The sequence below is a fragment of the Parafannyhessea sp. genome (assembly GCF_051876455.1).
Taxonomy (GTDB): domain Bacteria; phylum Actinomycetota; class Coriobacteriia; order Coriobacteriales; family Atopobiaceae; genus Parafannyhessea.
Genome location: NZ_JBJEHW010000070.1, coordinates 1 through 10607, shown reverse-complemented (window position 1 = coordinate 10607; position 10607 = coordinate 1). Strand labels below are relative to the sequence as shown.

General features: G+C 65.4%; 10 protein-coding genes and 1 pseudogene. 9 read left to right on the top strand and 2 right to left on the bottom strand.

Annotated features, from left to right (window positions below; all coding sequences use genetic code 11):
• Position 1 precedes the first annotated feature (1 nt).
• Positions 2-1276 (bottom strand): helix-turn-helix transcriptional regulator, encoded by a 1275-nt coding sequence (locus tag ACI38Z_RS03330; RefSeq protein WP_439788767.1) that lies wholly within the window; start codon positions 1274-1276, stop codon positions 2-4.
• 155 nt (positions 1277-1431) lie between these two features.
• Between ACI38Z_RS03330 and ACI38Z_RS03325 the strand changes: the two genes are divergently transcribed.
• The 6 genes from ACI38Z_RS03325 (at position 1432) to ACI38Z_RS03300 (ending at position 6662) form a co-directional block, all read left to right on the top strand.
• Positions 1432-1857: a PTS sugar transporter subunit IIA gene (locus tag ACI38Z_RS03325; RefSeq protein ID WP_439788766.1), complete on the top strand. Its 426-nt coding sequence runs from the start codon at positions 1432-1434 to the stop codon at positions 1855-1857.
• 182 nt (positions 1858-2039) lie between these two features.
• Positions 2040-2537 carry a PTS system mannose/fructose/N-acetylgalactosamine-transporter subunit IIB gene (locus ACI38Z_RS03320; protein WP_439788765.1) on the top strand — a complete coding sequence of 166 codons (498 nt, stop codon included), beginning with the start codon at positions 2040-2042 and terminating at the stop codon, positions 2535-2537.
• Positions 2538-2573: 36 nt separating this feature from the next.
• Positions 2574-3443 (top strand): PTS mannose/fructose/sorbose/N-acetylgalactosamine transporter subunit IIC, encoded by an 870-nt coding sequence (locus ACI38Z_RS03315; RefSeq protein ID WP_439788764.1) that lies wholly within the window; start codon positions 2574-2576, stop codon positions 3441-3443.
• Positions 3443-4276, top strand: a complete 834-nt coding sequence (locus tag ACI38Z_RS03310; RefSeq protein ID WP_439788763.1) for a PTS system mannose/fructose/sorbose family transporter subunit IID — start codon at positions 3443-3445, stop codon at positions 4274-4276. The genes ACI38Z_RS03315 and ACI38Z_RS03310 overlap by 1 nt, the downstream gene beginning before the upstream one ends.
• A 241-nt stretch (positions 4277-4517) precedes the next feature.
• Positions 4518-4985 (top strand): hypothetical protein, encoded by a 468-nt coding sequence (locus ACI38Z_RS03305; RefSeq protein WP_439788762.1) that lies wholly within the window; start codon positions 4518-4520, stop codon positions 4983-4985.
• Positions 4986-5159: 174 nt separating this feature from the next.
• The gene (locus tag ACI38Z_RS03300; protein WP_439788761.1) at positions 5160-6662 is read left to right on the top strand and encodes a Wadjet anti-phage system protein JetD domain-containing protein; all 1503 of its coding nucleotides are present in this window, start codon (positions 5160-5162) and stop codon (positions 6660-6662) included.
• A gap of 42 nt (positions 6663-6704) precedes the next feature.
• Here ACI38Z_RS03300 and ACI38Z_RS03295 read toward each other — a convergent pair whose 3' ends face one another.
• Entirely contained in the window at positions 6705-7316 is a 612-nt protein-coding gene (locus ACI38Z_RS03295; RefSeq protein WP_439788760.1) for a hypothetical protein, read from the bottom strand.
• A gap of 147 nt (positions 7317-7463) precedes the next feature.
• Here ACI38Z_RS03295 and ACI38Z_RS03290 point away from each other — a divergent pair, with 147 nt between their 5' ends.
• The 3 genes and pseudogenes from ACI38Z_RS03290 to ACI38Z_RS03280 all read left to right on the top strand — a co-directional run.
• A complete protein-coding gene (locus tag ACI38Z_RS03290) occupies positions 7464-8318 on the top strand; it encodes an HAD family hydrolase (RefSeq protein ID WP_439788759.1) in 855 nt (284 codons plus the stop codon).
• 75 nt (positions 8319-8393) lie between these two features.
• A complete protein-coding gene (locus tag ACI38Z_RS03285; protein ID WP_439788758.1) occupies positions 8394-9095 on the top strand; it encodes a hypothetical protein in 702 nt (233 codons plus the stop codon).
• Positions 9096-9104: 9 nt separating this feature from the next.
• Positions 9105-10607 (top strand): annotated as a pseudogene (locus ACI38Z_RS03280) (hypothetical protein); the annotation flags it as partial.

The window sequence follows — 10607 nt, the reverse complement described above, 5'->3', positions numbered from 1 at the left end:
GCTAGATGTCCTCGTCCTCGTTGGTGTCGCGCACGGCCAGGCGGTACTGCTTGGGCGTGATGCCGCACTCGCGCTTGAACGTGTTCGCGAAGTAGGGCTGGCTCGAGAAGCCCGTGAGTGCGCTTATCTCGCTCAGGGAGTACTTGGTGTAGTGGAGGAGGCGCTTGGCCTCGTCCATGCGGCGGTAGCGCACGTACTGGTTGATGGTGAGGCCGGTCTCCGCCTTGAAGTGCTTGGTGAGGAACGACGTGCTGCAGCCGATGCGGTGCGCGAGCTCCTCGATCGTGGGGACGGCCGCGAGGTTGTTGACCACGATCTTGATGCACTCGTGCACCTCGGGGCTGATGCCGCTGGGCGTGCGCACGCTGTTGACGATGGTCGCGACGTCCATGAGCATCGCGTTGAGCAGCGTGACGACCTCGACCTCGGAGTTCGTCTCCTCGCACTTGGCGATGTAGGCCGAGAGCATCTGCAGGCCGAGCTTGGTGCCGATGCCGCCCGGGATGGCGCCGTGCAGGAAAGTCTCCGTCGCGTCTACGATGAACTCGTCCTTCGCCATGCGCAGGTTGCCGTTGCCCATGGTGGCGGAGAGCTCGCTCACCAGGTTGTCGTGGTAGGTCTGCGTGCCCAGGCCGGACCAGATCTCGTCCACGGCGCCCTCGCGCACGAGGCGCGTGATGTCGTTGCGCACGAGCATGCTCTGCTCGATCGAGAAGCTGTCCTGCTGCCTGGACGCCTCGCGATGCACGTCGTTCACGGCCTCGTACTCGGTGATGTCCGCCACCGCCTCGTCCGAGGAGGCGTTCGCCAAGAGGTGGAAAAACGCCACGAGCGCGCAGAAGCGAATGAAGGTGTAGCGCGGTATGCGCGCGAGCAGCGGCGCGACCTCCTCGCGCCTGGTGGTGGGGATGCCCGTGAGGTTCATGAAGTGCTCGAGCACGAGTCCCTGGCGTCCCAGAGGGAACGTGGGGCCGATGACGAACTCCAGGCCGAGGGCGTCGTGCCTCGCATACCCAAACAGGGCGTCGTCGTGCGTGGAGTACGTGGCGTAGGGCTTCTCGAGCGCGCGCAGGGGGAGAAGGGCGAACGCGTCCGGGGTGATGTCCGAGGGGAATCCCGAGCTCGCTATGCGCGTCTGGCCCTTCCAGCACGCGATGGGAATGCCGTGCGATGCGAGGAAGAGCTGGCAGAGGTGTGTCGCGAACTGGGCCGAGTCGGGCCCGCTTTTGGGCTCTGGTATGGAAACGTTACCAGAATCGTTTGTGGAAGCGCCCATGCGACCCCCTTTGAACGAAAAATGAGATTGCGTCAGAATTTACAACTATGTGGCAAAAATAGTATTACACACCACCTTCCGATTGTGATAATCAGACTCGTCAATTGGAAGGACAACCTGCAAAAGCGCACGTTGTCCCTATAGGGGGAGCAATCATGAGGTATCTGGTTCTTGTGAGTCACGGTACGTTTGCACAAGGTCTTCACTCCGTTCTGAAGATGCTCGCAGGCGACCGCGACGAGGTGCTGAGCTGCTCCCTCAAGGAGGGCGAAGGCGCGGACGAGTACGTCGCCGAGCTCAAGCAGACCATCTCCGTCATAGGTGAGAACGATTCCGTCTTCCTGTTTGGCGACATCATCGGCGGGTCTCCGCTGACGAACGCGATAAACACGATCACCGAGGCCGGCCTGCTGCCGCGCACGCGCATCTTTGGCGGCGTGAACCTGCCCGCCGTGCTGACGGCCGCCCTCTCGCCCGAGGCTGACGACGACTCGCTCGCGGCCGACGTGGTGAGCGAGGGCGCAGCTGCGCTGCAGGAGTTCGTCGTGAACGTCGAGGACGACGACGAGGACGACCTGTAGCGGCCACGGCGCCGCTCCCGGCGGGAGGCGCCCCGTAACTGAGGGCGCCCGTTCTTCTCGCCTGACGAGTCCACTTCTATAACCTAGATCTCTTACCTGCCGTATCCATGGCTCTGGTACTGCCAGGCTTCCCAACGAAGCCTGTGGGGGACTGTACGCATTTTCGTGAAAGGGGAGTACGTATGATTTCGTTTGTGCGCGTTGACGACCGTATGATCCACGGTCAGACGGTGACCAGGTGGTCGCTGGAGTATCCCTGCGACGGCATCATCGCTGTGAACGACGCCGCTGCCACCAACCCGGTGCTCAAGGCTGCCTACAAGGGCGCCGCGCCCGAGAAGAAGATCTTCGTCTGGACGATGGAGCACTTCCTGGCCAAGGCCCAGAAGGTCCTGGACTCCGACTCCAGGTACTTCCTCATCACCAAGAACCCGATCGACATGAAGAAGATCCTCGTCGACCACAAGTTCGTGCCGTCCGATGTCAAGCGCGTCATCATCGGGCCCTGCAACGACCGTCCCGGCGCCGTCAAGCTGGGCAACAACCAGTCCATCACCCAGGAGGAGGCGCAGGCCCTGGAGGACATCACGAAGGCTGGTTACACCGTCGAGTTCGCACTGATCAAGGAGAAGTCCATTGGCGAGTGGCCGAAGTTCCGCGATCAGTTCGACGTCAAGTAAGTCTCGTCACCGGAAACGAAAGGCAGAGTGACACGTATGGCCATTAACGCGTTCCAAGCCGCTTTGCTCGGCATCTTCGCATGCCTGGCATCGCTCCCTGGCATGGGCGGCACCACGATCGGTAACTACACCCTCGGACGCCCGCTCGTCGGCGGCCTCATCGTCGGCCTCATTCTCGGCAACGTTCAGCTGGGCATCATCGTCGGCGCGGCTATCCAGCTCGTCTACATCGCCCTGGTGACTCCTGGCGGAACGGTCTCCGCCGACGTCCGTGCCGTCACCTACATCGGCATCCCCCTGGCCATCCTCGCCATCAAGGCCCAGGGCCTCGACCCCAACTCCACGGCCGCCGCTGGCCTCGCCGCCTCGCTCGGCGCTGCAGTCGGCACCCTCGGCACCGTCCTCTTCTACGGCACCGCGACCATCAACCTGGTCTGGCAGGGCATCGGCTGGAAGGCCATGGAGACCGATGACTGGCAGAAGATCAAGAAGACCCTTCCCATGGTCGACTTCGTCCTGCCTTGGATCGGCCACATCCTCTTCTCCTTCCTCCCCACGTTCATCATCTGCATGGCTGGCGCTCCTATGGTCAAGGTCATGAAGGACTACCTGCCCATGGACGGCATCGCGATGAAGACGCTCTTCACCGTTGGTTCGCTCCTTCCTGCCGTCGGTGTCGCAATCCTGTGCAAGCAGGTCATCGAGAAGCCGCTCGACTGGGTCATCTTTGGCTTCGGCTTCACGCTCGCTGCCGTCATGAAGTGCAACCTGATCGCCTCCGCGCTGATCGCAGTGTTCTTCGCACTCCTGAACTATGAGATCCAGCAGGCCAAGGCCGCCAAGCCCGCAATCGCCGATGCTTCGGCCGCCGCTGTTGACGATGACGAGGAAGATGAGGACATCTAATGGCTGAGAAGAAGAAGCTTTCCCAAGCGGCACTCAAGAAGAGCTTCCGCAACTGGGCGTACGGTAACCTTACCTGCTTCTCGCAGGAGCACATGCAGACCTTCGGCTACCTGGTGGCCATGCTGCCAATCGTCGACGAGCTGTATGACAACGACGAGGACAAGGTCAAGTCCCTCAGGACCTACACCACGTTCTTCAACACCGAGCCTCAGATCGGTACCCTGGTCGTCGGCCTGACCGCCGGCCTCGAGGAGGCTCGCGCCAACGGCGAGCCCCTCGACGACGAGACCATCAACGGCATCCGTGCTGGCCTCATGGGCCCGCTCGCCGGCCTCGGTGACTCCATCATCGTCGGCACGTTCATCCCCATCCTGCTCGGCATCGCCCTCGGACTTTCCACTGGCGGCTCCGTGCTCGGTCCCCTGTTCTACATCGTGGCCTGGAACCTCATCATGTACTTCGGCATGAAGTACGCGTACAACCAGGGCTATACCATGGGTGGCGCCGCCGTCGAGGCGCTCGTCGGTCCGCAGTCCGCTGCCCTGCGTAGCTCCATCGTCATGGTCGGCACCATGGTCATCGGCGCCGTCGCCGCGACGTGGATCAGCATCAGCACCTCGCTGAAGTTCCAGTTCAGCGCGAAGAGCGCGTTCGTGCTGCAGGACACCCTGGACAACATCTTCCCGAAGGCCCTGAACTTCTTCTTCGTGTGGCTGTGCTGGTGGTTCATGACCAAGAAGAAGATCAGCCCGACCGTTGTCATGCTGATCCTCGTTCTTATCGCCTTCGTGGGCGTCCTCGTCGGCTTCTTCGACCCGGGCCTGAAGTACTAGTTCTTGGAATTGCGGTCAACCCGCGTGTCGCACATGCTGGGAGGGGTGTGCGATACGCGGAACGGCCCCCACAGGCAGCCGGCCTCGTGCAAGTTTGCAGGAGGCCGGCTTTCTTTAGGGACCGATCGGCAAGGCGTCGTACGGGTTACAAGGTCATCCGTATCCAGGCGGGTCACGTGCGCGTCAAGGAAACTGGTGAAACTTCGGCTATTCTCTTCCAAGGAAGAGACCGGGAGGAATCATGGCTAACGACAAGAGCAAGCAGGGCAAGGCGACAACGGCAAAGCAGGGTGGCGCCAACGCATCCAGCGCGCAGCCGACCATGAGCAAGGCGCAGCGCGAGGCCCTGATCGACGAGGCCGACAAGCAGACCCGCGCCATCATGCGCCTTGAGGTCTACAAGCGCCTGAGCTACTCCGTCGTCGCGGTCGGCGCGCTCCTGATCTACTCGTACGTCTTTCAGCACGCCGCGTTCTGGACCTACGCGCTGGGCATCGTCTGCATCGTGTTTGGTGCGGCTGCGGCGATCGTCCTCTACATCGGCGTCCGCAACGCAAAGAAGAACGTCAGGCGCATCCTCGAGGCAGTCGGCGTCGACCCCGATGCCGTGAGGACCAAGAAGGACGTCAAAGCAGAGACGGGGGAGAAGAGCAAGACAGCCGCCAGCGACCATGCCAAGGGCAAGGGCGGCAAGCCGAAGTCGAAGTAACGGTGGCTCGATCTTCTCGTCTGCTCGTGCCTCTTTTGGCCGTCATCCACGGCTTTTCTGCCGCTCGCGTGTACCACGGGCGTTTGGATTGCGCGGTGGTTTGGCAGTCTGCCTGCGAGAATCGCGTGAATATCGTATGGTAGAGGGGCATGTGCAAGACGAAAGGACTTTGTGATGGCTCGAAAGCTGACGGGACAGGAACGCGACGACGCGGAGGCGCTGCGCGACGCGTTGGTGCAGGCGCTCGGTCCCGCTGACAGGGGCTATGCCCCCGGGATATCGAGCGCGCTCGTCCGCGTGAAGGGCGACAGGGTCTCGGCAGACGACCTCGACCGGATCATGGGCAAGTACGACGTGAGCAATACCGCCCTCAAGCGGATGGTCAAGGCGGGCATCCTGGTGCCCGCGGACGACGCGAAGGGTAGCTATGACCTGTGCATCCCCACTGTCGAGGACGCCGGCGAGGAGGCGCAGGGCGACTCCGACCCTGCTCCCGAGGCGGGGTCGGACCCTAACGCCGAGGAGCCCGTGCCAGCTGATGGCGCGAATGACTCCCAGGCAGAGGTTGACGTCGACGCAGGCGCCCCCGAGCCCGATGCGCCCGTGGCCGCCTCCGATTCTGATGCGGATGTTAGTGCGGATGCCCCCGAAACCTCTGCCGAGGCGAATGCGGCTGCGACCACCTCAGACTCCACCGACGCGGGCGAGAAGGACGCGCCCGACGCGCCTGAGGCCGCCTCGGCAGACGACGCCGCGCCCCAGCCCGAGCCCGCAGCCAACGGCAAACAGCCCGGCAACGCACGCCGCCGCAAGGAGCAGCCGCGCCGCGAGCTCAAGAGCGTGCCGTACGTGCGCCGCGGCAGCGAGGCCGACGCCGAGGCACGCCAGAAGATCGTGCAGCTCGACCCGCGCTTCTGGATGAACGGCTGGCTGCTCTCGCACCCGGGTGCCTACACCATGTACGAGCGCGAGATAACCGCCATAAACGACGTGCTGACGGACGGCATGCTCCCTGGCGACATCACGCGGCGCCAGCTTGCCTACCAGATGGGCGGGGACGAGAAGTTCTTCGAGTACGGGAGCGACGGCTTCCGCCTGCTGCGCGCCATGGGGATGGAGGACGTGGTGCGCCACCGTCCCATGCCCAAGAGCGACCTCGTGTACCACGCGCCGCGCCGCCGAAAGCACATGCGCGTGCTGGTGACCGAGAACCTCGACCCCTACCAGGACGTCCACGACCTCATGTACGAGGACGGCCGCACGCAGATCCTGGGCGAGCGCGTGCACGCCGTGGTGCTGGGCGGCGGCACGCCCGTGCTGGAGCACAACCGGCTCTCGCTCTTGCTCGACACGCTGGGCGCGGACACGGTGGAGGTGCTCTACTGGGGCGACATCGACCGCGCGGGCGTGGACCTCATGATGAAGCTGAAGGCAGAGCTGGGCGAGAAGTACAAGTTCACGTCCTTCTCGCCTGCGTACAAGCTCATGGTGGACCGCGCGATGGAGCGCTTCCCGGACCCCGCGGACAACGAGTCCACCGGCCAGGCAAAGCTGGACGTGCCGGACATGTCGCTCATGTGCGAGGGACTCTCGCCTGAGGAGGCGGACTACGCGCGCGCCGTGGTCGAGGCGTGCGGGCTCATTCCGCAGGAGATCCTGACCAAGCGCGACCTGTAGCGGCACGGCCTGCGGTGCCGTCGGCGATGCGGCCGACCGCGCCTACGCGAGCGAGATGCGGTACTGCTGGTGGTCGTTTCCGGCCAGCCAGAGTGCCATCTGCTCGTTCGTGTAGCGCACGTTGTTGCACAGGCGGCGCGGGCCGATGGGGTCCTTCACCAGGAAGGCGCCGTCCTCGTGGCGCCAGACGCACACGATGTGCCCGTGGTGGTGCTGCATGCCCGTCTCGTCCAGGGGCTGCGGCGTGCCGTCGGCAAAGCGCCAGGGGTGCGTGCCCTGCCTGTCCGCGCTCGACGCCCAGATCACGTCGCCCTGCTCGAGGGCCTGCGCAAACGCGTCCACGCTGCGCTCCATGTCCCGCGAGCGGATGCCAAAGGTGCGCTCGTTGTACGCGTTGAGCTTGGGGCACAGGTTGCGCCCGCCCACCAGGCTCTTGGCGCACTCGTCCATGTTGTCCCGGCGGTAGCGCGCCAGCACGTCGGCCGGCGTGAGCTCCTGGTTGGTGAGCAGGTCAAGGCACATGGTCATGGCGCACAGGCCGCAGCCGGACTGCTCCACGTCCCACTGCCAGTAGGGGAGGTCCGCCCATGCGGCGCCCTCGCCACCGGCGTAGGACTGGGTAAAGTGGAGCCGTTCCGCCTTGTCCTGCGGCATGAGCACCTGTGGGACCTCCCTGCGTGAGCTGCGTCGCGGTTCCAGGGGCGTCAATATGCGACTTTGCCAGAGGATTCCGCGCTGGTTTTCGGGCAATAGTATGATTTTTGCCATGGTGTGACGCAAGCGACACGTTGGAGGATGCACATGATCAAGCTCGTCCTTACGGACATGGACAACACGCTGCTGCCGTTTGGCTGCGAGCGGGTGAGCCCCCGCGCGCTTGACGCCATACAAGAGGTGCGCGCGGCGGGCGTGGAGTTTGGCCCCGCCACGGGCCGCGACGCCCAGGAGCTGCTGCGCTTCTTTGGCGGCGACGACTCCGCCTTCCAGACGGGCATCCTCAGCAACGGCAAGAAGGTCTGCCTGGACGGCGAGCTCAGGCACGTGAGCTACATCGACAACGCGGCGCTCCAGCGCCTGGCGGACTACGTGGGCGGCTTCGACGGCTGCTTTGTGACGGCCTACCCCTTCAAGACGGACGCGAGCAACCCCGCCTGGTGCATCGGCGCCACGGCGGAGGAGGTGGCGCCCTACGCGCGGGACTTCCGCTTTGCCCCCACGCTGGTGGACGCCGTGCCGGAGGACAAGCTGATCGGGGCGACGGTTGCCTGCCCGCTGGGCCAGGACGTGTTGGAGAAGATCAAGGCGCGCGGCATGGAGCTCTGTCCCGAGTTCGACATCGTGCAGCCCGTGGCCCGCTGGTGCGACGTGGTGCCGCACGGGCTCAACAAGGGCACGGCTCTGCCGCTCCTGTTGGACAGCATGGGCATCACCCCGGACGAGGTGCTGTTCTTTGGCGATGCGGAGAACGACCTGGCCATCATGCGCGCGGTCCCCAACTCCGTGGCGGTGGCCAACGCCACGCCTGAGGCGGCGGCAGCGGCGCGCTACCACATAGGCCGCTGCGACGAGGACGGCGTGGCCAAAGCCCTGGAGGAGCTTGCCTGCGCCACGCGCGAGGGCCGCACGCCGCGCTTCATGCAGGGGCAGGATGCCTAGCGGTATGATACTCACACCCGCGCGGGCCGCATGGGCCGCCCCGCGCGTCGGCCGATGGTGACAGGAGGAGGGGACATGGCCAAGCGCGTATCGCAACTGGGCCTCGCGAGCGACGAGATTCCCGCGCAGGCGGACGCGTCGCAGGGGCCCAAGAAGAGCCACAGGACCAGGAACACGGTCATCGCCGTGGTGATAGCCCTTCTCGTCGTGTACTTCGCCCTCCTTGGTCGCAGCTACCTTGCAATCCAGGACGCCACCGCGGACGTGACCGCGGACTACGCGGAGCTCACCACCGCCGCCAAGAAGGCGCAGTACAGCTCCGCCATCTCGGCGGCGCGCAGGCTCACCAAGGCGATGGACAAGATCCAGGCCCAGACGCAGCTCTGGGTGTGGGGGATCCCCGCGCGCCTGCCCATCATAGGTGACGACGTGCGCATGGCGCGCACGCTGGCCGCCGTGGGCAAGCGCTCGTGCGACGACGCGCTCATACCCGTGTGCGACAAGCTCGAGAAGGTCATTCCCGCGGACGGCTCCAAGCTGGGCTCCGCCAAGGACCTGTCGAGCCTGCTCAAGGAGCTGGACAGCGCCGAGGACGTCACGAAGGACTGCGAGAGGCAGGTCAAGGCGCAGGGCGACGCGCACTTTGACGACCTTAACGACAAGCGCGACGAGCTGCTGTCGCTCCTTTCGGGCATAAACGACACGTACGAGAACCTTCAGGACGAGATATCGCTGCTCAAGTCCGCAAGCGACCTCGTCTCGTTGATCACCGGCTAGGCGAGGCGCATGGGCAGCAAACGGCCAGAGACCGACTCCGAGGTCTTTTGGGGCAAGAACGACCCGCAGGGCCAGCTCTCCAGGCGGCACGGCTGGCCCTTTGGCCTCGGCCGCGGCAGGTCAAAGGCCGACTCCGGCACCAAGGGCGATGCCAAGGGCCAGCTTCCCGCCGCAAGGCAGTCCGGCCGCAGGCAGACCGGCTACATAGACTACGCCGACGTGACGCTCGTGAAGGACGAGCCGGAGCCCGACGCCGAGGACGCGTCGCCCGAGGTGACCGAGCAGACCGTCGACCCCGACAAGGTGGTGCTCCCGGAGCGCCTGATGCAGGTGGCGCTGGGCGAGAAGAGCGTTACGCCCGAGCAGGAGGCTCCGACCAAGGACGAGGCCCCGGCCGAGGACGACGTGCCTGCCAAGGAAGAGGCGTCCCCCAAGGAGGGCGCTCCGGCCAAGGAGGAGGCTCCAGCCAAGGAAGGCGCCCCAACGGAGGGGGACGCCTCTGCAAAGGAGGAACCCGCAGGTCAGGAGGCCTCTGCCAAGGAGGGCTCGCCAGCAAAGGACGATGCTCCCGCAAAGGGCGAGAGGCACCCCAACCTTGTGGTGAGGGTCGAGCCGTCCCCGCAGGCGGACGAGGGCAAGAAGGACGCGGCCGTCGTGGTCGCGATGGGGCACAAGGCGTCCGATGCCAAGAGGGCCGGGGCCAAGCAGGCCAAGCCCGCCGGGGACGAACCCGCGGCCAAGCCGAAGCCCGCGGCCGAGCAAGAACCCGATGCCGAGCAAGAACCCGATGCCGAGCAAAAGCCCGAGCCCAAGGCAGGGCCCGAGGCCAGGCGCGAGGCGGAGGCCGCGCCCGCATCCGAGCCCAAGGCGGAGCCCAACCCCGCACCCGAGCCTGCGGCAACGGCGGCCTCCCAGCCGGCACCCGGCCAGGAGCTGCACGGCAGGCACTTCTCGGACGCGATGGCCGCCCCCGGGCGCGACTACGACGACACGGACCTTGCGGAGGACGAAATCGCCCAGCTCAAGTCCCGTGCCGAGGCGGGCGACCGCACGGCCATGCGCTCGCTTGGCAATCGCTACCAGGCCGGCAACGGCGTCCCCAAGAACTACGACCTCATGCGCGAGTGGTGGGAGCGCGCCGCCCAGGCGGGCAACACCACCGCCATGTGGGACCTGGGCTACTACTACCTCATCGGCAAGTACCTCAAGCAGGACATCGCGCGCGGCGTGGCGTGGTTCGACCTCGCGATAGAGAACGGCAACGCGGACGCGGCCTTCCAGCTGGCCCTCTGCTACGGCACGGGCATGTTCGTGGAGAAGAGCTACGACGCCGCCCGCAAGTACTTCACGCAGGCGCTGCGCCTGGGCCGCGAGGACGCCCAGGAGGAGATAGACGAGTGCGACCGCATGCTCCAGGAAGGCGTGCACGCGAGCGCCTCCGCCGGGCCGCGCGGCGGCAACATCGTGCTCTCGCACGTGAGCCGCAGCTTCGGCCGCAAGAAGGTGCTGGAC

Bases quoted from the DNA above. Each gene is read 5' to 3' on its own strand.
- ACI38Z_RS03320 (WP_439788765.1), top strand. From the start codon at position 2,040: ATGATTTCGTTTGTGCGCGTTGACGACCGTATGATCCACGGTCAGACG.
- ACI38Z_RS03285 (WP_439788758.1), top strand. From the start codon at position 8,394: ATGGCCAAGCGCGTATCGCAACTGGGCCTCGCGAGCGACGAGATTCCC.
- ACI38Z_RS03290 (WP_439788759.1), top strand. From the start codon at position 7,464: ATGATCAAGCTCGTCCTTACGGACATGGACAACACGCTGCTGCCGTTT.
- ACI38Z_RS03330 (WP_439788767.1), bottom strand. From the start codon at position 1,276: ATGGGCGCTTCCACAAACGATTCTGGTAACGTTTCCATACCAGAGCCC.
- ACI38Z_RS03325 (WP_439788766.1), top strand. From the start codon at position 1,432: ATGAGGTATCTGGTTCTTGTGAGTCACGGTACGTTTGCACAAGGTCTT.
- ACI38Z_RS03315 (WP_439788764.1), top strand. From the start codon at position 2,574: ATGGCCATTAACGCGTTCCAAGCCGCTTTGCTCGGCATCTTCGCATGC.
- ACI38Z_RS03300 (WP_439788761.1), top strand. From the start codon at position 5,160: ATGGCTCGAAAGCTGACGGGACAGGAACGCGACGACGCGGAGGCGCTG.
- ACI38Z_RS03305 (WP_439788762.1), top strand. From the start codon at position 4,518: ATGGCTAACGACAAGAGCAAGCAGGGCAAGGCGACAACGGCAAAGCAG.
- ACI38Z_RS03310 (WP_439788763.1), top strand. From the start codon at position 3,443: ATGGCTGAGAAGAAGAAGCTTTCCCAAGCGGCACTCAAGAAGAGCTTC.
- ACI38Z_RS03295 (WP_439788760.1), bottom strand. From the start codon at position 7,316: ATGCCGCAGGACAAGGCGGAACGGCTCCACTTTACCCAGTCCTACGCC.